The sequence below is a fragment of the Rahnella sp. PD12R genome, assembly GCF_019200965.1.
In the GTDB taxonomy this organism is placed as follows: domain Bacteria; phylum Pseudomonadota; class Gammaproteobacteria; order Enterobacterales; family Enterobacteriaceae; genus Rahnella; species Rahnella laticis.
This window is the reverse complement of sequence record NZ_JAHTMS010000013.1, coordinates 39,424-61,461: the sequence shown is the minus strand read 5'-3', so window position 1 is coordinate 61,461 and position 22,038 is coordinate 39,424. Positions and strand designations below refer to the sequence as shown.

Annotated in this window: 17 protein-coding genes and 1 tRNA gene; 8 read left to right on the top strand and 10 right to left on the bottom strand. The window is 49.6% G+C overall.

All coding sequences use genetic code 11. The features are described from left to right. Window positions 1-398: 398 nt before the first annotated feature. The 3 genes from KWG64_RS21470 to KWG64_RS21460 all read left to right on the top strand — a co-directional run bounded on the left by KWG64_RS21470 (window position 399) and on the right by KWG64_RS21460 (window position 3,125). Window positions 399-1,229, top strand: a complete 831-nt coding sequence (locus KWG64_RS21470) for a gamma-glutamyl-gamma-aminobutyrate hydrolase family protein (protein ID WP_218523069.1) — start codon at window positions 399-401, stop codon at window positions 1,227-1,229. Further along, on the top strand, window positions 1,226-1,774 hold the full coding sequence (locus KWG64_RS21465; RefSeq protein WP_218523068.1) for a D-alanyl-D-alanine carboxypeptidase family protein: 549 nt from the start codon (window positions 1,226-1,228) through the stop codon (window positions 1,772-1,774). Before KWG64_RS21470 ends, KWG64_RS21465 begins: the two co-directional genes overlap by 4 nt. A gap of 166 nt (window positions 1,775-1,940) precedes the next feature. After that, window positions 1,941-3,125 (top strand): sugar transporter, encoded by a 1,185-nt coding sequence (locus tag KWG64_RS21460; RefSeq protein WP_195815706.1) that lies wholly within the window; start codon window positions 1,941-1,943, stop codon window positions 3,123-3,125. A gap of 144 nt (window positions 3,126-3,269) precedes the next feature. On the opposite strand, the gene KWG64_RS21455 is transcribed toward KWG64_RS21460, so the two are convergent. Further along, a complete protein-coding gene (locus KWG64_RS21455) occupies window positions 3,270-4,037 on the bottom strand; it encodes a class I SAM-dependent methyltransferase (protein ID WP_218523067.1) in 768 nt (255 codons plus the stop codon). Window positions 4,038-4,040: 3 nt separating this feature from the next. Beyond that, complete coding sequence (locus KWG64_RS21450; protein WP_195825481.1) at window positions 4,041-4,394, bottom strand: DUF1971 domain-containing protein; 354 nt, start codon at window positions 4,392-4,394, stop codon at window positions 4,041-4,043. A 375-nt stretch (window positions 4,395-4,769) separates the two neighbouring features. Between KWG64_RS21450 and KWG64_RS21445 the strand changes: the two genes are divergently transcribed. From KWG64_RS21445 to KWG64_RS21430, 4 genes are all read left to right on the top strand, one after another. Further along, complete coding sequence (locus tag KWG64_RS21445) at window positions 4,770-5,300, top strand: cysteine hydrolase family protein (RefSeq protein WP_218523103.1); 531 nt, start codon at window positions 4,770-4,772, stop codon at window positions 5,298-5,300. Window positions 5,301-5,641: 341 nt separating this feature from the next. Beyond that, window positions 5,642-7,006, top strand: a complete 1,365-nt coding sequence (gene argG / locus KWG64_RS21440) for an argininosuccinate synthase (protein WP_195825480.1) — start codon at window positions 5,642-5,644, stop codon at window positions 7,004-7,006. A 295-nt stretch (window positions 7,007-7,301) separates the two neighbouring features. Next, window positions 7,302-7,718, top strand: a complete 417-nt coding sequence (locus KWG64_RS21435; protein WP_195825479.1) for a hypothetical protein — start codon at window positions 7,302-7,304, stop codon at window positions 7,716-7,718. 470 nt (window positions 7,719-8,188) lie between these two features. Continuing rightward, window positions 8,189-13,765 carry a DUF3320 domain-containing protein gene (locus KWG64_RS21430; RefSeq protein WP_218523066.1) on the top strand — a complete coding sequence of 1,859 codons (5,577 nt, stop codon included), beginning with the start codon at window positions 8,189-8,191 and terminating at the stop codon, window positions 13,763-13,765. A 247-nt stretch (window positions 13,766-14,012) separates the two neighbouring features. On the opposite strand, the gene KWG64_RS21425 is transcribed toward KWG64_RS21430, so the two are convergent. The 6 genes from KWG64_RS21425 to xerD form a co-directional block, all read right to left on the bottom strand. Next, a tRNA-Gly gene (locus KWG64_RS21425) sits at window positions 14,013-14,086 on the bottom strand. A 149-nt stretch (window positions 14,087-14,235) separates the two neighbouring features. Continuing rightward, complete coding sequence (gene lysS, locus KWG64_RS21420; RefSeq protein WP_195825477.1) at window positions 14,236-15,765, bottom strand: lysine--tRNA ligase; 1,530 nt, start codon at window positions 15,763-15,765, stop codon at window positions 14,236-14,238. A gap of 9 nt (window positions 15,766-15,774) precedes the next feature. After that, window positions 15,775-16,873 (bottom strand): peptide chain release factor 2 gene (gene prfB / locus KWG64_RS21415; protein WP_195815695.1). Its coding sequence is split into 2 segments (ribosomal slippage): window positions 15,775-16,797 and window positions 16,799-16,873, totalling 1,098 coding nucleotides; the frame shifts between segments, so codons are not numbered across the junction. A 130-nt stretch (window positions 16,874-17,003) separates the two neighbouring features. Further along, window positions 17,004-18,737 (bottom strand): single-stranded-DNA-specific exonuclease RecJ, encoded by a 1,734-nt coding sequence (recJ, locus tag KWG64_RS21410; protein ID WP_195825476.1) that lies wholly within the window; start codon window positions 18,735-18,737, stop codon window positions 17,004-17,006. Window positions 18,738-18,743: 6 nt separating this feature from the next. Continuing rightward, window positions 18,744-19,463: a bifunctional protein-disulfide isomerase/oxidoreductase DsbC gene (gene dsbC / locus KWG64_RS21405; protein ID WP_195815693.1), complete on the bottom strand. Its 720-nt coding sequence runs from the start codon at window positions 19,461-19,463 to the stop codon at window positions 18,744-18,746. 25 nt (window positions 19,464-19,488) lie between these two features. Beyond that, window positions 19,489-20,448 (bottom strand): site-specific tyrosine recombinase XerD, encoded by a 960-nt coding sequence (xerD, locus tag KWG64_RS21400; protein ID WP_218523065.1) that lies wholly within the window; start codon window positions 20,446-20,448, stop codon window positions 19,489-19,491. Window positions 20,449-20,558: 110 nt separating this feature from the next. Between xerD and fldB the strand changes: the two genes are divergently transcribed. Then, window positions 20,559-21,077 (top strand): flavodoxin FldB, encoded by a 519-nt coding sequence (gene fldB / locus KWG64_RS21395; RefSeq protein WP_195815691.1) that lies wholly within the window; start codon window positions 20,559-20,561, stop codon window positions 21,075-21,077. A gap of 27 nt (window positions 21,078-21,104) precedes the next feature. Here the strand turns inward: fldB and KWG64_RS21390 are convergent, their stop codons facing one another. Both KWG64_RS21390 and sdhE read right to left on the bottom strand, forming a co-directional pair. Beyond that, entirely contained in the window at window positions 21,105-21,557 is a 453-nt protein-coding gene (locus tag KWG64_RS21390) for a protein YgfX (RefSeq protein WP_152324876.1), read from the bottom strand. Next, window positions 21,538-21,804 (bottom strand): FAD assembly factor SdhE, encoded by a 267-nt coding sequence (gene sdhE / locus KWG64_RS21385; protein ID WP_152324902.1) that lies wholly within the window; start codon window positions 21,802-21,804, stop codon window positions 21,538-21,540. The genes KWG64_RS21390 and sdhE overlap by 20 nt, the downstream gene beginning before the upstream one ends. Window positions 21,805-22,038 lie beyond the last annotated feature (234 nt).

Sequence of the window (22,038 nt, the reverse complement as noted above, 5' to 3'; positions counted from 1 at the left end):
AAAAGTGACAGCGCATTATCCCTAAAAGTGCGGGTGGCTGTTTTTAGGACAACGTAAAGATTTCGTTAGCAATTAAGAAATTCCATTTCAATCGCCCGCGTGAATTATACGCGCTAATTTTGCCTCCAGGCATCCACAATGTTAAGAGGTAAATGAGAATGAATATTGAAGACGCCGACAGAAAAGTATCAGGAAGTGTCAGGTCATCTCGAAATTTTGTCAGGAAAACGCAGGGTTAGGATAGAAAATGACCTGCCGTACCACCTGAACGGGTGATAAAACCAGAGGTAAATCCTGAAAATTAGACCTATTGATAATTTATATTGTTTGCGCTGACCCCGACTTGATATGGTGATTTTTCTGATTGTTTTTCATCTTCATGGCAGGAATTCAGAAGAATGCAGACAAAATTTCAATCCAGACCGGTCATCGGTGTCACATTGGACAGTGAAGACGCCGGTGGTTACGCCGATTTTCCCTGGTATGCGTTACGTCAGAATTACATGAGCAGCCTGGCCGGGCTGGGCGCGGTGCCGCTGGCATTACCGCATCACGCAGAACTGGCCGACGAATATCTGGCGCTGTGCGACGGAATTGTCGTGACCGGCGGCGCGTTTGATGTCCCGCCGGAGTTGTTTAACGAAACGCAAAGCAGCGATCAGGTTCGTCTGAAACCAGGCCGCACTGAATTCGAAAAAGCCATCGTCAAAGGCGCCATGCAGCGCAATATGCCGCTGCTGGGCATTTGCGGCGGTCAGCAACTGCTGGCCGTTTTAACCGGTGGCACGCTGCATCAGCATATTCCCGATGCACTGCCCGACGCGCTGGAACACAGCACGACGGTGGATACCGAAAATGCCGGTGGCAAGAAACGTGCGCGGCATCCGGTTGAAATTGTTGAAGGCACATTACTGAGCCGTTCGGTCGACCGTGATCATTATGAAGTGAACAGTTCGCATCATCAGGCGGTGAAAACCGTCGGGCCGGGCAGCATCGTCAACGCGTATGCGCCGGACGGCGTGATCGAAGGCATTGAGTGCGAAGGGTATGATTTCTGCCTTGGCGTGCAATGGCACCCTGAATATCTACAACATCAGCAGGATACGCAGTTGCTTAACGCGTTTGTCGTGGCCGCATCGCGCTATCAGCAGGCGATGCGCTCCGCCGGTAAAGCGATGACAGAAGTGATGACCGACGTGATTGCACGTACCGGAAATGAAAAGGCATGAATCAGGCGGAGCTGAAAGCCAGAACCGATCAGAAGTTGCGCGAGCTGAATATCGACCCGGCCGTTATCGCGCACCGCACGCTGCCGTACTTTGAAGAAGTCAGTGAGCACTTACTGGTGGACGCAGAAACAGATGCTGATACCGGCAAAATCTACCGGCTGATCGCGCCCGCCACACAGGCATGGCGCGAGATGAAACGGCAGGCCGCCGCCGACGGCGTGGGCATTTATCTGGTTTCCGCCTGGCGCAGCCTCGACTATCAGGCCGGTTTAATCCGCACCAAACAAACCGCCGGGATTGCGCCGGAAGACTTTTTCACGTCGCTGGCTCCGCCGGGATGCAGTGAACATCACACCGGCTGCGCCGTGGACATCAACACTCCCGGCTGCGACGAAGTCACCGGCATCTTCGGCGAAACCGACGCTTTCCGCTGGCTTGAAGCTAACGCCGCGCGCTTTGGTTTTGTGATGTCCTTTCCGCTGGATAATCCGTGGGGATTCATATATGAGCCGTGGCACTGGTGCTGGCATCCGGCAAAAAAGTGAGTGACGCCCGTCACATCTGCCATAACTAAAATTGTCCCCAAAACATTTATCTGTTAGGCCAATTTTCTGTTTCATTTTTAGAACAAATAAAACACACTATGCCCTCAGAAGGCCTTCCGCGTCGAAGGCCTGATCTTTACACCTTCTTAAAAAGTCATAAATTTCAATGCAATCAGATACCGTTTCGCGCAGGACAGCATGGCTTCGCGTTGTGATGATGGCTATTGCCGCGTTCATCTTCAACACCACTGAATTTGTGCCTGTCGGACTGCTCTCCGACATCGCCGCCAGTTTCAATATGCAGACGGCGCAGGTCGGCCTGATGCTCACTATCTATGCATGGGTCGTCGCGCTGATGTCGCTGCCACTGATGCTGCTGACCCGCAATGTTGAGCGAAAGCGCTTACTGATCGCGATTTTTGTCCTGTTTATCGTCAGCCACATTTTATCTGTCGTGGCCTGGGATTTCTGGAGTCTGGTCGCGTCACGCGTCGGTATCGCCCTCGCCCACGCCATTTTCTGGTCGATTACGGCCTCGCTGGCGATCCGTGTCGCCCCGGCCGGTAAAAAAACGCAGGCGCTGAGTATGTTAGCCACCGGCACCGCGCTGGCGATGGTGCTCGGGCTGCCGCTCGGGCGTCTGATTGGTCAGTATCTCGGCTGGCGCACCACGTTCATGAGCATCGGCGTCGTCGCGCTGCTGACGCTGATTTGCCTGATTAAATTGCTACCGCCGCTGCCAAGTGAACATACCGGTTCGCTGAAAAGCGTGCCGATGCTGTTCCGCCGTCCGGCGCTGGTAGGGATGTATGTCCTGACCGCGCTGATAGTGACCGCTCACTATACGGCGTACAGCTATATCGAGCCGTTCATCCAGACCGTCGCGAATATGGGCGAAAACTTCACCACGTTCCTGTTGCTGATCTTCGGCGGCGCAGGGATTTTCGGCAGTATCCTGTTCAGTGTGCTAGGCAACCGATTCCCGGCTGCCATGCTCAGCGGCCCGATTTTGATGGTGACGCTCAGCATGTTGTTACTTTTTGTCGCGGTGATGAATCCGGTCGCTATTTCAATACTTTGCGTCGTCTGGGGGCTGGCAATGATGATTATTGGCCTGGCGATGCAGGTGCGCGTGCTGGCACTGGCGACCGACGCCACCGACGTTTCGATGTCACTGCTTTCCGGCATCTACAATATCGGCATCGGCGCGGGCGCGCTGATTGGTAATCAGGTGAGTCTGCATCTGGAAATGAGCAACGTCGGTTATGCCGGTGGCCTTCTCGGGTGTATCGCGCTTGTCTGGTGTCTGACGATTTTCAAACGTTATCCGCAACTGAAAATTACGAGCTGATTCGGAAATATTGTTTTAAAAAAAGCCCGAATGCGATCCCTGCATTCGGGCTTTTTTGTTTATGGTTTTAACGTAACAATTTCAGATTTCATCGTTATTAAAGCAAAAATCATGACCACCTGTGGCTGAAAGGTGCTTTCTTTGTTATTTCTTCTGCGTACAGCAGGCGATGTAATTCAGCCTGTGCCGCTGCGCGTGAAAATAGCGGAACATCCCGAGAAAACGCGACCGGTTCTCCCGGTTTTTCAGCCCGTTAAAAAGTATTCTCGCGGCCCCTAAAGGACCTTCATCTCTGACGAGCCCTTGTGGTGACATCAGGGACATTGCGCCATGCTGCGTCTGAACGGAATCAAATCCTGCATTCAGAAACAACGCTTTCCATTCCTGCCGGCTCATCGGACTGACGTTGGATTTCACGACTTTTTGTAAATCGTCATCCGCCGTTTTACTGAGCTTTTCATCGGTCAGCATAATATCGTGCGTCAGTAAGATGCCGCCGGGTTTGAGTACCCGGCAATATTCACGGACAAGCTTTGTTTTGGCCTTATCCGCATACATCGTCAGCATGGCTTCGTTGATCACGACATCAAAGCAGTTATCGGGAAAAGGCAGGCGCGTGGCGTTGGCTTCTATCAGCTGAATTTTGTCACTCAGCCCGGCGGTGCGGATCCTTTGCCGGGCAACGTGCAGCGCTTCTTTATCCATATCAACGGCATAGATGCTACAACCGAAACGCGCCGCCAGTTCAGTGGACGTCGTGGCCCGGTTACAGGCCACTTCGAGTACACGGGAATGCGGGTCTAATCCGGCACGGGAGATGAGCCATTCCGTCGCTTCTTTACCCCCGGGGCGCAACCGCGTTTTGCCCAGACTGGCCAGGAATGTATGCCCGGCCTTTGTGCTGTCAGACATAATTCAGCCCTTATGCGTATTCACCACTTCCCCGAGACCGGCACCTTCGAGCTGAACCTGCGGATCGGCGAAGAAGTCGATATTGAAATAAGTGTCTTCCGTCAGCAACTCGATGCGGTGCCATTTCTGCGGCGGGGAGATACCAAAAGTTCCGGCCTCAATGATCACTTCCATGTCCGGCTCGGTGGCTTCGGCGTCAGGGAAACCAAAGTACTTCACGGCCCCCTGCATAACCGACAGGCGTCCGTAAACGCCGGACTTGGTATTGTGATGTGTAAACAGAGGTTTAGGCGCGGTTTCTTTGTTCCAGAACGGCGTAGAACGTGTATGAATAAAGTTTTGCGGGATACGAAGCATCGTTTCTCCTTAATCAAACAATTCAGGGTCTGCCAGTATTAAACCACTTTCAGAAACGTGTTTCCTTAAAAAACATGCATTTTAAATGCATGTTTTTGTTTTTGCTGTTATATCAATGTATTATTTTAGAAATTGCCCTATGAGATACTTTCCTCAGGCAAAAACATTGACGCACAACAGGCGCTTTTGTATTGTCAGGTGATGAAAAAATTCCTGCGCGTCACCCAGACAACAACGACCACAACCCTGTTAACGGGTTGTCTGGATGCTGTGCATTAGAAAAACTGAATCCAACAACCCGCTCGCAATGGCTGGGTTATCATTTTTTCTCCTGGCCAAAACGGCATTTTAAGGAGAAATATCTTGTCTGCTCCCCTGATAAAAAAACGTGCATTATTAATTATTGATATGCAGGTCGGCCTGTTTAACGGCCCGGATAAACCCCACGAAGGCGTGCGGGTGCTCGCCAATATCAATCGCCTGATTGAAAAAGCCCGCCAGTCACAAATACCCATTTTTGCTGCCCGCCATACCGGGCCCGCAGATTCCCCCTTTGCGCCGGGCACACCACTGACAAAATTAGTGCCGGAGCTCAAAATTGATCACTCACACGATAAAATTTTCGATAAAACTCGTCCAAGCTGCTTTGCGGGAACCGGGTTAGGAGACTGGCTGCATCAAAAATCAATTGATGAGCTGGTTATTGCGGGGATGAAAACCGAATTTTGTATCGATACAACCTGCCGTGTGGCAGCCGATCTGGGATTTAGCCCTGTTTTAATTTCAGATGCGCACACCACAATGGATACGCCCATTTTGCCCGCCCCGGCAATTATTGCTCACCATAACCGGACGCTAAACGGCCCGTTCGTTAAGCTGATTTCAACCGATGAATATGAATTCTGACGCCAGTAAATAGCCTTCACATTCAATCTGTTGAAGACATTTGGCAGAAGTAACGGGTCTGCCATCAGAGTAAAACCCACGTCTAAACGCCGGTTTACTTTGGTGGCTTCCCGCTTTAGATTTTAACCTGCAATCCGCGAGGCAGAGCCGGTAAAGATATCGCATCAGCATTTTAAACGATTTTGAATGAAACAACGCTAACCAGGCGTGATTACTAAATAGTCATGCAATAAAATGCGCATAAATATGCAAAATGTCTTTTACCCGACGCCGGTTTTGCGATATTAATATAGGCATTGAGACCTTTACCAGACTGACCTAATTCATACAGGATTTTATCGATGACAACTATTCTTAAGCACCTTCCTATCAATCAGCGTGTGGGTATTGCATTCTCCGGCGGTCTGGACACCAGTGCCGCGCTGCTTTGGATGCAGAAGAAAGGGGCGATTCCTTATGCCTACACGGCAAACCTGGGCCAGCCTGATGAAGAAGATTACGATGCCATTCCGCGTAAAGCGATGGAGTACGGTGCAGAGAAAGCGCGCCTGATTGATTGCCGTAAACAACTGGTTGCGGAAGGGATCGCGGCCATTCAATGTGGTGCATTCCATAACACCACGGCGGGTGTCACTTATTTCAACACCACCCCGCTGGGCCGTGCCGTTACCGGAACCATGCTGGTTGCCGCGATGAAAGAAGACGGTGTGAACATCTGGGGTGACGGCAGTACTTACAAAGGTAACGATATCGAGCGTTTCTATCGTTACGGCCTGCTGACCAATGCAGAGCTAAAAATTTATAAACCGTGGCTGGATACCGACTTTATCGATGAACTCGGTGGCCGTCATGAAATGTCAGAGTTTATGATTGAATCCGGTTTCGATTACAAAATGTCGACCGAAAAAGCCTATTCAACCGACTCCAACATGCTGGGCGCGACGCACGAAGCCAAAGATTTGGAATTCCTCGATTCCGGCGTCAAAATCGTTAACCCGATTATGGGTGTGAAATTCTGGGACGAGAATGTTGTCGTGAAAGCGGAAGAAGTGTCCGTCCGTTTCGAGCGCGGCTACCCTGTTGCCCTGAATGGCGTGACCTTTGACGACAGCGTTGAGCTGATGATGGAAGCCAACCGCATCGGTGGCCGTCACGGTTTGGGCATGAGCGACCAGATTGAAAACCGTATTATCGAAGCCAAAAGCCGTGGCATTTACGAAGCCCCGGGGATGGCACTTCTGCACATCGCCTACGAACGCCTGCTGACCGGTATTCATAACGAAGATACCATCGAGCAATATCATGCGAATGGCCGTGTTCTGGGACGCCTGCTGTATCAGGGCCGTTGGTTCGATCCTCAGGCGCTGATGCTGCGTGACTCCGCTCAGCGTTGGGTCGCCAGCGAAATCACTGGTGAAGTGACTCTGGAACTGCGTCGTGGCAATGACTACACCATCATGAATACGGTGTCTGAGAATCTGACGTACAAACCAGAACGCCTGACCATGGAGAAAGGTGATTCAGTGTTCTCACCAGACGATCGTATCGGCCAGCTGACCATGCGTAACCTGGATATCACCGATACCCGCGAGAAGCTGCAAAACTATCTTGAGACAGGATTGCTGAAATCTTCTGCCTCTACCGGTTTACCGCAGGTCGATAACAATAATCTGCCAGCGCGCGGATTACAGGATAAGAACAAGTAATTGTTGTTAGCTTAAAATGAAGCAGGTTTGGGTGATTCGCCTGAGCCTGCTTTAAAAGCATTTTCCAAGCCGCATCAAACGCACGTCTTTATCCCTCCTTTTATCATCCACTCGCCGGCCTGGTTCGGAATAAACTGAGTTTTTCAGATTATTTTGGCATTACCGGTTATGTCTCTGTAATCCTTTATTTTTCTCTACCTTGATTTACAAAGAATTAGGATTTTCTGACGCTGCATTTTCTCTTCCCGGAGCTAACATTCATCCAGAGTGAACCACTATTTTATCAAGGGAAGCAATGAACATTAAATCTCTGGTTCTGGGATTATTTCTTATTGCAGGACAAGCGGGTTATGCGGTCGCAGACACTTGCCGGGCAAACATTTTTGACGGACAGGATTGCCGGTATGATGACGGAACAACGTCGACCAGCAGGGCAAATATCTTTGGTGGACAGGATGTCAGTTACAGTGACGGCCGGACATCCAGCAGCAGGTCAAATATCTTTGGCGGGCAGGATGTCCGTAACAGTGATGGCAGTTCCTCATCAAGCCGTCAAAACATCTTTGACGGGCAAGATACTCGCTACAGCGATGGCAGCACTTCGAGCAGCCGTGCCAATATTTTCGAAGGACAGGACACCCGTTACAGCAACGGCCGAACCTCGAGCAGCAGGGCAAATATTTTCGACGGGCAGGACACCCGTAATGACTGATGTGCTGCCTGCTCAATAGATGGCACCGAATTACTTCGTGTGCGGCGTTCTAATAACTGATGTGTTTTCGGGTCGTAGTAATGGCTCGGCTAGAAAACCGCAGGATGAACGTCGCGCCGCTACGGATTTTGCCGCAGCGGCGCGACCATAGCGTGCAACTCAACCAAGTGAATAAGAATGAAATCGAGGTACTGACTCCAGATAAATTTTATGATTTGTAATGAGTTGCAGCAATTCACGTGCCTGCTATTAATTTCCACACAATTCCCGAAACAAATATCTTATTTGAAAATCATCAAAAAATCATATATATGAAATGTGCTAACCCGATCTTTATAATAACATTTATGTATTCCTATTTTTATTAATATCGGGCTAAGATGATTACATCTATACACCTGACATCTTCTCTCGTGTCCCCCCCTTCGAGCACGATGGTAATTTTTGATACGCAAAGGAATTCCTCCTCTATGAATAATAACGAAGATTCACTATTTCAAAGTAGCAGTCTTTCCTTACAGCAAAAACTTGAACGAGCACGCACAGAGCTTCTTGATTTATCAGCGCGCAACAAACTACTTAACATTCCGCGCTCTAAAACGGCTAAGTTATTGGAAGTCATCGATGAAAGGTCTGTAGAGATTTATCGTTTATTAGTGCAAGAGGGCAAAGTGTTTACCTTTTTACCGGGTCGAGCAGGGAGAAAAGGGGAATTGATAGAGGATGAAGCAGAAGAAGTCACCATAATGGAAACTTTACAACAAGATGCTCTGCTAACGTTCAGTGACGATGTTAATGAAAATGAGCTTCGCCCCGAGCATCAGGATACAAAACTCCAAACTCGTCTAACTCCACAGGGTTTACAAAAACGATTACTGGATCTTTACCATGACGCCAAAACCCTTGAAGAAGAACAAGGGGTAAATATATTATATTTAACTCTCGGAACCCTGAAGTGGATAGATCCCAACAATAAGGAAAATGTAAGATATGCACCTTTAATTCTTATCCCAGTATCCCTTGATCGCGGAACAATAGGAGAACGTTTTAAACTCCGAGCAAGACAGGAAGAAATTATTGAAAACCTTTCTCTTGAGGCTTATTTAAATAGAACACACGACATCCACTTGCCTCATATCAATACAGAAGATGAATTAGACCTTACTCAGTACATTCAAGAAATCACCCAAGCGATAAAAATAAAATCTGACTGGAGTGTTCAGGAAAATGATATTACTTTGGGCTTCTTCTCTTTTGCAAAATTTCTTATGTACAGGGATTTAGATCCTGAAAACTGGCCGGAAAAAGAAAATATAACCGATCAACCCCTCATCCGGTCACTCATGGTCGATGGCTTTAATGAAACCGATGAGCGAATTTCTGATGAAGTCTCAATAGATCCCTTCATTTCTCCAAAAGATATGCTGCACATTATGGACAGCGATAGCTCTCAGACTCTTGCTATTCATGATGTGCGAAAAGGGAAAAACCTTGTCATTCAGGGTCCCCCAGGAACCGGTAAGTCTCAGACAATTGCGAATATAATCGCCTCGGCTGTAGCAGATGGTAAAACGGTTCTGTTTGTAGCAGAAAAAATGGCGGCGCTTGAAGTTGTAAAGAGACGACTTGATCAGGCCGGGATTGGTGATGCCTGTCTTGAATTGCACAGTAATAAGGCAAATAAGCGGGCTTTTCTCGACGAATTGAAACGAGTCTGGGAACTGGGTTCTCCACGAGGGGAATATCCAGATGCCTTGGTTGAAAACCTAACAGCCGCAAGAGACAGGCTGAATGAGCATCCTGCAAGACTACACAAAATTCACCACCCTTCTGCGTTTTCTCCCTATCAAGTAATGGGGCATCTTGTTCGGTTGCGCCAAGCGGGACAGGCACCCACCGATTTTTCACTCAAAGATTTCGAGCTCTGGAATGCTAACGATCTCGAGAAGCGTTTGGAGCTCGTCAGAGAAATAGCTGAACGAATCAGAGATATTGGTTTACCTGATAACCACCCTTGGAATGGCGTCACTCTGGAACAAATTTTACCCGTTGAAGTCGAGAAATTGATTCCGCGATTAACTAATTTTAGAGAATCAGTATTACGCCTGAATACCGATGTTTTATATCTTGCCAGCGAGCTGGCAGTTACACCAGAACCAAAAGAATTCTCAAAAATAATTCAACTGGTTAAAATTGCAGAAGTTATTGAAAGTGCCCCCAATCTGTCTCCAGAAGCACTAATATCAAGAGATTGGCACGACAACATCACTGCAATAAAAAACATTATTTCCACAGGCCGACAATACCATGATTTCTGGATAGAACTTGCTCCAGACATAATTTGTGACGAGATCGAAACATCCGTCGATGAATTGGAAGAGGCGTTATCAAGACTCCCAAAAAACTTCCATGCAAACGGCTTTATCTCTGCACATGCCTTGCTTAAACCATTGGCAAAGCTAGGTTTTGAGTCTGCGAGGTTGCACGAAGAACTGGGGACACAACAGAGTCACTCCACCGTTCAAGAAATTGAGAGATTGATTGCATTAGGTGAAAGAATTGCTGCAGCACCCGATGCCTCCCCGGAGGCATTCATCGCTTCCGTCTGGGATCACGGTGTCGAAAAAGCGGCGGAACTTGTTAATTCTATTGCATCATTCCAAAAAATAAATGAAACGCTTAAATCTAAAATTAAAGATATAGCCTGGGAAACGGATGTGTCGGTAGCAAGAAATTTACTTGCTAGTCAGAAAGGTATTTTCCGCTTCCTTAGCAGTGACTGGCGAAAAGCAAAAGCTCTTGTGAGCTCTCTACTTTGTGATTCGTCATTGAAGGTCGATCTACAAATATCGCTGATGGACGAATTAATAAAAGGACAAAATGAGAAAAGGAAAATACAGGAAGGAAATGACTTTGGTAGTGCTGCGTTCAGTAACGACTGGCGTGGTGAAAAAAGCGAGTACCTGACGTTAATGTCTTTAGTCGAATGGATGAGGACACTTCGTGGCGTAGGTACCGAGGTTAGATTATTAGCAAGCAAGCTTATTGATCGTGAGGGAATAAAGCTACGCTCACAGCAACTTAATCAATTATTACAGCAAGTATTGATTAACTTAAACTTACTCTGGAATGCTTATGGATTATCTGCAGAAGAATATTTCGCAAACCAGCTTTCCGTAACACGCGTCCCTCTTGCTCTTATTGAACAAGAAATAGAGCATCTGATTTGGGTTGACGACCAATGTAACCGGATAATGAAAACCCCCTCCCCTCGTTTAGATGAACGTTACCAGCTTATAATGCGAATAGCTGAGTTACAAAAGATCACGACAGAAATACGTGCTCAAAATTCACTTGCTGAGAGAGTTTTTGGTGAACAGTGGAAAGAACTGCAATCCGATTGGGAGACCCTTCGTCAGTCATGTAATTGGATTGAGCTTAACCCTGCCTTGCGCTTTGTCGCTGCAAAACTCCCCGACAGAGCTGAAACAGCACGTTTCGCTCGTGAAACGCAAAATCTCAGCAAAAAAACGATTAATGAACTTCAGCAAATAGCGAACGAATTAAAAGCGACGCTCCAGAACCTCTTCCATTTAACATCGAATGATGAGTTAGAGATTGAACAAGTAGCCGAAAAAATACAAAGCTGGGTATGGAATTCTGAGCAACTGTCAAAATGGGTAGCTTATCAACATCGTCTTTCACAAGCTTATAAGAATGGCCTTTCAGAGGTTGTTGAAAGGCTAGCTTGTGGAAAGCTTTCTCCTGATTCAGTGCTCTCAGCCGTTGAACGTACCTATTTTGAATCACTACTCAAAATCATGGCACTTAAAGAACCTGAGTTGATCCGATTTGATGGCGAATTTCATTCTCGTGAAGTTGCAAGCTTTGCGGATCTTGATCTCAAAAGGATCAAAGCATCCAGCCTCGAAGTTATCAGAGCCCATCACCGTCGAATTCCATCAAAAAGCGGTGGTATAGGCCCCGTTGGAGTTCTGCGTTCAGAAATGGTCAAAAAGAGAGGACATTTGCCAATACGGCAGCTAATGATCAAAGCAGGTGTAGCTATTCAGGCATTAAAACCTGTGATGATGATGAGCCCACTTTCTGTCGCCCAATTTCTCATACCTGGTAAGCAAAAATTCGATCTCCTCGTCATGGACGAAGCAAGTCAAATACAACCCGTGGATGCCATAGGCGCTATTGCTCGCTGCAAACAAGTCGTTGTCGTGGGGGATGAACGTCAACTTCCTCCAACACGATTCTTCGCAAAAATGACAGAGGCGGCTAATGATGATGAAGATGATGTTTCACAGGTTGCTGATATAGAAAGTGTGCTTGGCTTATTTGTCGCTCGTGGTTTATCCCAGCGGATGTTGAGATGGCATTATCGTAGTCGCCATCAGTCTTTGATAGCAGTTTCTAATACTCAATTCTATGAAAATAAGCTTTTTATTGTTCCAAGCCCTTATACACAAGAAGCGGGGATGGGCTTACAGTTTTATCATGTTCCTGATGGTATTTTCGAATCAGGCAGTGGCAAAGGAATTAATACTGTAGAAGCCAAAGCAATTGCAAAAGCAATAATGAATCATGCACGTAAATATCCAGAATATTCGCTCGGCGTGGCGACTTTTTCTGTTTCACAGCGTAAAGCAATCCAGGATGAACTTGAGCTTTTACGTCGTCTAAACCCAGATTTAGAAGAATTCTTCAATGCTCATCCTAGTGAACCATTCTTCGTAAAAAACCTTGAAAACGTTCAAGGTGATGAGCGTGATGTCATCATGATATCAGTAGGTTATGCCAAAAATGCACAAGGCTATATGGCCATGCGCTTCGGACCACTGGGCTCTGAAGGAGGGGAGCGGAGGCTAAATGTATTAATCAGCAGGGCTAAAAGACGTTGTGAAGTTTTTGCATCAATTACAGATGAAGATATTGACCTAGAAAGAGCAAAGGGAAAAGGCGTGATCGCCTTTAAATTATTCTTACAATACGCCCGTACAGGACGTATTTCTCTGGCTCAGCGATCAGAGAAAGAGATGGACAGCGTATTCGAAGAACAAGTCGCTGATGCTCTTCAGAAAGCCGGCTATCAGGTTCATCCCCAAGTTGGCATTGCCGGCTTCTTTATAGATTTAGGTATCGCAGACCCAGAGATGCCAGGACGATATTTACTCGGCATTGAGTGCGATGGGCGTGCTTATCATTCATCGAGATCAGCGCGCGAAAGAGATCGTTTACGACAGGCTGTACTCGAAGATCATGGATGGATTATCCATAGAATTTGGAGTACAGATTGGTTCCACAGACCAGAAGAACAGCTGGAACGCACACTTAAGGCTATTGAACTTGCCAAAAGAGAACTTTCTGAACGTACAGAACTAACTCAGCAGCGTGCTCGGGCAGTACCCGTTGAAATTGTCACTGTTGATAGAGGACAGGTCGTTGAAATTGGCCTTGCTGATGTAGGTACAGCTCCCACAATCAATAACGACTACGTTGAGGCTACTCCTGTCGCCAATGTGTACTACGAATTGCATGAAACACCTTTAAGTATTCTTTCTGAGATGGTTGAACATATTGTTGAGACCGAATCGCCAATACATATAAGCGAAGTCATCACGCGACTTAGAACAGCCTGGGGGTTGCAACGTTCAGGGCCAAGGATTGAGGCTGTCGCTACCAGAGCTATCAATCTTGTCTGTAAGAAGGGGGAGATTGTGTTAGAAGGCCAATTTTTGATACATCTGCAATCAAAAATCTCTTTACGCAACCGCCAAAATGTTCAATCTCTTGGATTACGCAAACCTGAAATGTTACCTCCTGCTGAAATAGCATCAGGAATTGGTCAAATAGTTAAAGATAATTTTGGAGCCACTGAAGATGAAATTGTAACCTCGATTTCTAGGATGCTTGGTTTCAAATCAACCAGTAGTACCCTAAGGAAAACAATTACAGAAACGTTAGAAAATCTTCTCCTAGAAGAAAAGTTGATCCGAGAGGATTTATTAATAACAGAAAAAGTGAATACCAATATCTGATTGAAAATCAAACTTGAGCCATGAATTCAAGGGCTGCAAGTATTCTCGCTTGAACTGTTAAGCAGAATACTTGCAGCCCCGATGGGGGTATTTTTACAGGGTGAACAACCTGATCCCCCCATATATACCCCCAAGACTGGGGTAGATTTCAATAGATAGCAGAGGACAAGGCTAGAGCGATAAAGTGGCTTAAGGCGCGTATTTACTGGGTTTGGAGGACTTTCTGAGATAATACTGGAGGACATTTTGGAGCGGGTGAAGGGAATCGAACCCTCGTATGCAGCTTGGGAAGCTGCCGTTCTACCATTGAACTACACCCGCTAAGGTGTGCGACTGGCATTATAACCGGTTACGACGGCGGAGCAAGGCGTGATTGCGGATAAGCGCTGGAGTTTTAAGCAGTTAGCATCTGGCGTGATCTCAGACACGAAAAAGGGCGCCGGAGCGCCCTTTGTTGTTTCCGGCGAAGCTTATTTTTGCGTTTGTGGACGCATTGCCGGGAACAGGATCACGTCGCGGATGGTGTGGCTGTTCGTGAACAACATCACCATACGGTCGATACCGATGCCCAGACCCGCAGTCGGTGGCAGGCCGTGCTCCAGCGCTGTCACGTAGTCTTCGTCATAGAACATCGCTTCGTCATCACCTGCATCTTTCGCAGAAACCTGGTCAGCAAAGCGCTGCGCCTGGTCTTCTGCGTCATTCAGCTCGGAGAAGCCGTTACCGATTTCACGACCACCGATGAAGAATTCGAAACGGTCAGTGATTTCAGGGTTTTCATCATTACGGCGCGCCAGCGGAGAAACTTCTGCCGGGTATTCAGTAATGAAGGTTGGCTGAATCAGCTGAGCTTCGGCGGTTTCTTCGAAGATCTCAGTCACGATACGGCCCAGACCCCAGCTCTTCTCGATTTTGATACCGATAGATTCTGCAATCGCGGTCGCTTTTGCCAGGTCGTCGAGATCGGCGACGTTGGTTTCAGGACGGTATTTGCAGATAGCTTCACGCATGGTCAGCTTGGCGAAAGGCTTGCCGAAATCGAAAGTCTGGTCGCCGTACTGCACAACACTGCTGCCCAGAACGGATTCAGTCAGGGTGCGGAACAGGGTTTCAGTCAGAACGATCAGGTCTTTGTAATCCGCGTACGCCATATAGAGTTCCATCATGGTGAACTCAGGGTTGTGACGCGGAGAAACGCCTTCGTTGCGGAAGTTACGGTTGATTTCGAATACGCGATCAAAACCACCGACAACCAGACGTTTCAGATACAGTTCCGGCGCAATACGCAGGTACATATCGATATCGAGTGCATTGTGGTGCGTGATGAACGGACGCGCCGCTGCACCGCCAGGGATCACCTGCATCATCGGGGTTTCGACTTCCATGAAGCCGTTTTCCACCATGAAACTGCGGATACCAGACATGATCTGAGAACGAATCTTGAAGGTTTTACGGGAATCGTCGTTGGCGATCAGATCTAAATAACGCTGACGGTAACGCGCTTCCTGATCCTGCAAACCGTGGAATTTATCCGGCAACGGACGCAGCGCTTTGGTCAGCAAACGCAGTTCTGAACAGTGGATCGACAGCTCGCCGGTCTTGGTTTTGAACAGTTTACCGGTCGCGCCCAGAATATCGCCCAGATCCCATTTTTTGAATTGCTCGTTGTAGATGCCTTCCGCGAGGTCATCACGCGCAACGTAAAGCTGGATACGGCCGCCGACATCTTGCAGGGTCACAAAAGACGCCTTGCCCATGATACGGCGGGTCATCATACGGCCACCCACGGTGACTTCGACGTTTAAGGCTTCCAGCTCTTCGTTGGTCTTCTCACCGTATTTCGCATGCAGTTCATCAGAAATGCTGTCACGACGGAAATCGTTAGGGAAAGCGATACCGGATTCGCGCAGTAAAGCCAGCTTCTCACGACGCGCTTTCAGCTCGTTATTAAGATCTGGTACGTTTTCTGCGCCTTGAGCGGCTTGTTGTTGTTCAGACATGTTGGTTCCTTATAACCCGGCTTTCAAACTGGCTTCGATGAATTTATCCAGGTCGCCATCCAACACGGCCTGCGTATTTCGTGTTTCGACGCCCGTACGCAAATCTTTAATTCGGGAATCATCCAGCACGTAAGAACGAATCTGGCTGCCCCAGCCGATGTCAGACTTGTTGTCTTCCAGCTGCTGTTTATCCGCATTTTTCTTTTGCATCTCATACTCATAAAGCTTCGCTTTCATCTGCTTCATGGCCTGATCTTTGTTTTTATGCTGGGAGCGGTCGTTCTGACACTGAGTCACAATGTTGGTCGGAAGGTGGGTAATACGTACCGCAGATTCCGTTTTGTTGACGTGCTGACCACCCGCGCCGGACGCGCGGTATACGTCGATACGCAGGTCTGCCGGGTTAATTTCGATGGCGATGTCATCGTCCACTTCCGGATACACAAACGCGGAACTGAAAGACGTATGACGACGGCCACCGGAGTCAAACGGGCTCTTACGCACCAGGCGGTGAACGCCGGTTTCAGTACGCAGCCAGCCAAACGCATAGTCGCCGATAATTTTGATGGTCGCGGATTTCAGGCCTGCGACTTCGCCGTCAGACTCTTCAATCACTTCCGTTTTGAAGCCCTTGGCTTCAGCCCAGCGTAAATACATACGCAGCAGCATGCTTGCCCAGTCCTGCGCTTCCGTACCGCCGGAACCCGCCTGAATGTCGAGATAGCAACTGGCGCTGTCGTATTCGCCGGAGAACATGCGACGGAATTCAAGCTGTTCCAGCTTGCCGGTCAGCACATCAAGTTCAGCGATGGTTTCGTTGAAAGTGTCTTCATCGTCGGCTTCAACCGCCAGTTCCAGCAGGCCGGTCACATCTTCGGCACCCTGCAACAACTCATCGATGGTTTCAACGATAGCTTCCAGAGAGGAACGTTCTTTACCCAGCGCCTGTGCGCGTTCAGGTTCGTTCCAGACGTCCGGCTGTTCCAGCTCGGCGTTTACTTCTTCGAGGCGTTCTTTCTTGGCATCATAGTCAAAGATACCCCCGAAGAACGACTGTCCGCTCGGACAGGTCCTGAATGCGGTTTTTAACCGGATTAATTTCAAACATGATTTTTCGCGTCTTACGTTAGATTCGGAGTTGGCCCAATGCCATTCGAACCGCCGATTCTAACGGAATTAGCGGTCTTTTTATAGCAACGAGCCGTTTTTTTGCAGGGTTTATTCGGGATGAAAACCGCTTATTTCGGCCACAAATGTTCGATGATCAGCTGAACGCTGCGATTTCCCCGAAATTCATTGATATCCAGACGGTATGCCAGTTGCACTTCGCGAATGCTGCTGTCCGGCCAGAACGTCGGATCAATATTAAACGCGATGCCGTCGAGCAGCGGCCCCCCACCCAGCGGTTCAATCATCAGTTTCAGGTGGCGCTCTTTCAGAAGCTTTTGCTGAAGGATACGGAAAGTGCCGTCAAACGTCGGTTCCGGGAATGCCTGTCCCCACGGACCGCCATTGCGCAGCATTTCTGCGGTATCAATCGTCAGCTCATGCCCGGAAAGTTCGCCGTCCGACCAGACCACGCCTTCGAGATGTGACGGATCCAGCCATTCCCCCACCAGTTCAGCGAAACGATCGCGAAACTCGTCGAATTTGCCTTCTTCGAGTGACAAACCTGCCGCCATCGCATGACCGCCAAACTTCAACATCAGACCGGGGTTGAGCGTATCCAGGCGCTCGAGCGCATCACGCATGTGCAAACCCGCAATTGAGCGGCCAGAACCTTTGAGAATACCGTCGCCCGCTGGTGCGAACGCGATCACCGGCCGGTTAAACCGTTCTTTCAGGCGCGAAGCCAGAATACCCACGACGCCCTGATGCCATTCCGGATGGTACATCGCCAGCCCGAACGGTAATGCGTCGGTGCTGCGCTCAAGTTTGTCGCACAGCGCCAGCGCCTCGACCTGCATCCCCTGCTCTATCTCGCGACGCGTCTGGTTAAGCGCATCCAGATCGCTGGCCAGCGCACGTGCCTGACCGATATCTTCGCTGAGCAATAACGCCACGCCGACGGACATATCATCGAGGCGACCGGCAGCATTCAGCCGTGGCCCGAGCGCGAAACCCAGATCACTGGCACAAAGCGTACGGGCTTCACGACCGGCGACTTCCAGCAGCGCACGAATACCTGCACGGCATTTTCCCGCGCGAATGCGGTTCAGACCCTGATAAACCATGATGCGGTTATTGGCATCGAGCGGCACAACGTCCGCCACCGTGCCCAGCGCCACCAGATCCAGATGCTCCGCCAGATTCGGCACCGTCAGATTGTTTTGCTCAAACCAGCCGCTTTCGCGCAACGCACTGCGCAGCGCCAGCATCAGATAAAACGCGACGCCAACGCCCGCCAGAGATTTCGACGGGAACTCACAACCGTGCAGATTGGGGTTAATGATCGCTTCGGCATCCGGCAACGTTTCGCCCGGCAGGTGATGGTCGGTAACCAGCACCTGAATGCCTTTGGCGTGAGCAAGCTCCACACCAGCGTGCGATGAAATCCCGTTATCGACGGTCAGGATCAGCTCCGCACCGCGCGATGCCGCCTGTTCCACCACTTCCGGGCTGAGGCCGTAGCCGTCTTCAAAACGGTTCGGCACCAGATAATCCAGATTACCGCAGCCCATACTGCGTAAAGAAAGCAGCGTGAGCGCCGTACTGGTTGCGCCATCGGCATCAAAATCGCCGACGATAATAATGCGCATCCGCTCGCTCAGGGCTTTTTGCAGCAATTTCACCGCAGTATCGATGCCATCAAGTTGCTGATACGGCAGCAAACCTGCCGCACTGCGCTCCAGCTCTTTGCTCTGCTTAACGCCACGGGCCAGATATAACCGGCGCAATAACGGGGAAAGTTCAGCGGGAAGATCCACGCCAGTCGCCACCTCACGGCGGCGAAGTTGAGTCTGCAAGGTCACGAAAAATCAACCACCGGTTTTATGTGAGGGATCACGCTGGTCAAGCATCGCGGCCATTTCTTTTGGCGGCTGATAACCCGGGATCAAAGTACCGTCTTCCAGCACGATGGCCGGAGTGCCTGTCACGCCAAACTGCACGCCCAGCTCGAAATGTTTCGCAATATCGCTGCTTTTGCAGGTCGCCTGCGTAATGTCATCGCCACGCATCGCCGCATCAAAACTGGTTTTGCGGTTGCCAGTACACCAGATGGACTGCATATCTTTTTCAGTTTTGGAATTCAGCCCCTGACGCGGGAACGCCAGATAACGCACGGTAATACCGAGGTCGTTATAGTCCTGCATTTGCTGATGCAGCTTATGGCAATAGCCGCAGGTGATGTCCGTAAAGACGGTGATCACGTGCTTCTCGTTTTTGGCCTTGTAAATAATCATCTCGTTTTGCAGCGCATCGAGCTTTTTCACCAGCGCTTTATTGGTCACATTGACCGGCTGGCTGCCGCTGACGTCGTACATCGGGCCCTGCAAAACGTGTTTACCATCATTAGTGATGTAAATGACGCCGCTGTCGGTGGAAACCGCGCTCAGGCCGGCGACCGGCGTCGTCTGAATTTCGGCATTGTTCATTCCCAGCTTGTTCAGCGTGGCTTTGATTGCAGCATCGTCAGCCTGCGCCGCGGAGCTTATACACGCAGCCAGAAGGGTCAGCAGCATTAAACCTTTTTTCATCATTTCGTCCTTTTTCCCTGGCACGTCACGCGCGGGGATGATGTTGTTGATGTAGCAGTTTGAGTCGTTCAGTCGCTACATGGGTATAAATTTGAGTTGTTGATAAGTCACTGTGGCCTAACAACATTTGCACAACGCGGAGATCTGCACCGTGGTTTAACAAGTGGGTGGCAAATGCGTGGCGCAACACGTGGGGGGATAACCGCTCCGCATCAATACCGGCAAGGATCGCATAGTGTTTGATGCGATGCCAGAATGTCTGCCGCGTCATTTTCTGCGCCCGGTTGCTGGGGAATACAATATCCAGAGACTGACCGTTCAGCAGCCACGGCCTTCCGTGCTCGAAATAATTCTCAAGCCAGTACACCGCTTCTTCGCCCATCGGCACCAGCCGTTCTTTATTACCTTTACCGATAACCCGCACCACACCCTGCCGCAGGCTGATATCGCTGAGCGTCAGCCCGACCAGTTCGGAGACACGCAAACCGGTGGCGTAGAGCAATTCGAGCATGGCTTTATCACGCAGCTCAAGCGGGACATCCACCACCGGCGAGGCCAGCAGCGCATCAACCTGCGCTTCACTCAGATCTTTGGGCAAACGCTGCGGAAGTTTCGGCGAGGACAACAGCGCCGTCGGGTCATCCTGCCGCACTGATTCGCGGTTCATGTACTGAAACAGGCGACGCATCGCACTGAGCAAACGCGCGGAGCTGGTCGCCTTATAGCCGCCTTCAATGCGCTCAGACAGGAAAGATTGTAAATCTTCGGCGCTGACGTGCAGCAAATCTGTTTCGTTGTGATGCAGCCAGCCCAGCAGTGATTTCAGGTCCTGACGATAAGAGGAGAGCGTGTTTTCTGCGAGATTGCGCTCAATCCAGAGCATATCGAGAAACTGTTCCGTCAGGCCCTGATCGGCCTGATTGACGGCTTGCGCAACCTGTTCAGGCGTTAGCTCCTGATGGCCTGCATTATCTTGTTTTGGCATCCCGACTCCTGTTGCTTGCGTGCAGACTACACCCGCCATTATGCCTTTCATTCGCCCAAATCTGCTACACTGCCTGCCATTCGTATTCTGATGACGTTATGGCAGCAAGCATGAAAATTGGACTTTTCTACGGTTCCAGCACCTGTTACACCGAAATGGCCGCGGAGAAAATTCGCGATATTTTGGGCGAAGAGCTGGTTGATTTGCACAACATTAAAGATGTTGATCCCGATAAGATGGAAGACTACAGCATCCTGATCCTCGGCATCCCGACATGGGATTTCGGCGAGATTCAGGAAGACTGGGAAGCCGTCTGGAATGAGCTGCCTACGCTAAAATTGCGCGGAAAAATTGTCGCCATGTACGGCATGGGCGACCAGCTCGGTTACAGCGAGTGGTTTCTCGACGCGCTCGGCATGCTTTACCATCAGTTGCTCCCGATGGGCGTTCGCTTCATCGGATTCTGGCCGACGGAAGGTTTCGAATTCACCAGCCCGAAACCGCTCAGCGCCGACGGTAAACATTTTGTCGGCCTCGCGCTCGACGACGTAAATCAGTTTGATCTCACCGACGAGCGCCTGCAACAGTGGTGCGAGCAGATCCTGCTGGAAATGGACGCCTTGCTGTAGCCGTTCGCGAACGAACAAGTAATGATATCAGCCCGGTTCAGCCGGGCTACGGGGATCTCCACTCAGCAAGATCTGGCGCAAGTGCCGCCATTCATCCGGCCCCATACTGTCAGACGCCAGCCATAGCCGCTGTCTTGAGCTGCGCATCGCCTGCGCCAGCCCGCCTTTGCGTTTTTCACGACGCAATGTCAGCAGCACCCCGCTGCTTATCATCCAGACCGGCTGCTTAATTTGCCATTCATGGCCACGCCATAGCAGGCGGTTATCCTCAAGCAGGACAATTTCGCCGGTGCGGGCCGTAATACGGCGCTGGCTGCGGATGCATTCAAACAGCACCAGCAAAAGTAATGTCATCCATACCGGCCAGTAGCCGGCAGGCCAGGGTGCCAGCAAAATCAGTAACATCACACCACCGTAAGACCCCAGTGAAATGAGCTGACTGCGCCAGGACACCCTGAGATCACATCGCCACAGGGCCACGGGCTTTGTTTCGAGTCTGAATGAGGGCCACCATGCGCTGCAATTCTGTGTCTTGCGGCTCGCCGTGATTCATCAGCCAGTTGAACAAATCCGGATCGTCACAAGTCAGCAGACGGGCAAACAGTTCTTTGTCGGCATCGGGCAGCGAATCATATTCATGTTCAAAAAACGGCATGATGGAGATATCCAGCTCGCGCATACCGCGACGACAGGCCCAGTGAATACGGGAACGATTATTGATATCCAGTTGGTTTTTGCTTTCCATAATGAGACTCTTTTTTGGGGATACAGAATGAGAATTCTTTTATTTAGAAAGCGATTCTATCAGCCGTCAGCCGTCATAAGTAACTTTTCAGTGCCCTGTTTTGTCAATCTACGTGATGTGCCGTAAAACCTGCTGCAAACCTGTCACTGGCTTTACATTCTCTGGAAGGCATCCCGTAAAAGGCACCAATAACTGTTTTCAAAGGCGGTGGGCTCT

Excerpts from the sequence above, each read along its gene's own strand:
- KWG64_RS21470 (WP_218523069.1), top strand. The coding sequence starts at position 399 with ATGCAGACAAAATTTCAATCCAGACCGGTCATCGGTGTCACATTGGAC.
- KWG64_RS21465 (WP_218523068.1), top strand. The coding sequence starts at position 1,226 with ATGAATCAGGCGGAGCTGAAAGCCAGAACCGATCAGAAGTTGCGCGAG.
- KWG64_RS21460 (WP_195815706.1), top strand. The coding sequence starts at position 1,941 with ATGCAATCAGATACCGTTTCGCGCAGGACAGCATGGCTTCGCGTTGTG.
- KWG64_RS21455 (WP_218523067.1), bottom strand. The coding sequence starts at position 4,037 with ATGTCTGACAGCACAAAGGCCGGGCATACATTCCTGGCCAGTCTGGGC.
- KWG64_RS21450 (WP_195825481.1), bottom strand. The coding sequence starts at position 4,394 with ATGCTTCGTATCCCGCAAAACTTTATTCATACACGTTCTACGCCGTTC.
- argG (WP_195825480.1), top strand. The coding sequence starts at position 5,642 with ATGACAACTATTCTTAAGCACCTTCCTATCAATCAGCGTGTGGGTATT.
- KWG64_RS21435 (WP_195825479.1), top strand. The coding sequence starts at position 7,302 with ATGAACATTAAATCTCTGGTTCTGGGATTATTTCTTATTGCAGGACAA.
- KWG64_RS21430 (WP_218523066.1), top strand. The coding sequence starts at position 8,189 with ATGAATAATAACGAAGATTCACTATTTCAAAGTAGCAGTCTTTCCTTA.
- lysS (WP_195825477.1), bottom strand. The coding sequence starts at position 15,765 with ATGTCTGAACAACAACAAGCCGCTCAAGGCGCAGAAAACGTACCAGAT.
- dsbC (WP_195815693.1), bottom strand. The coding sequence starts at position 19,463 with ATGAAAAAAGGTTTAATGCTGCTGACCCTTCTGGCTGCGTGTATAAGC.
- xerD (WP_218523065.1), bottom strand. The coding sequence starts at position 20,448 with ATGCCAAAACAAGATAATGCAGGCCATCAGGAGCTAACGCCTGAACAG.
- fldB (WP_195815691.1), top strand. The coding sequence starts at position 20,559 with ATGAAAATTGGACTTTTCTACGGTTCCAGCACCTGTTACACCGAAATG.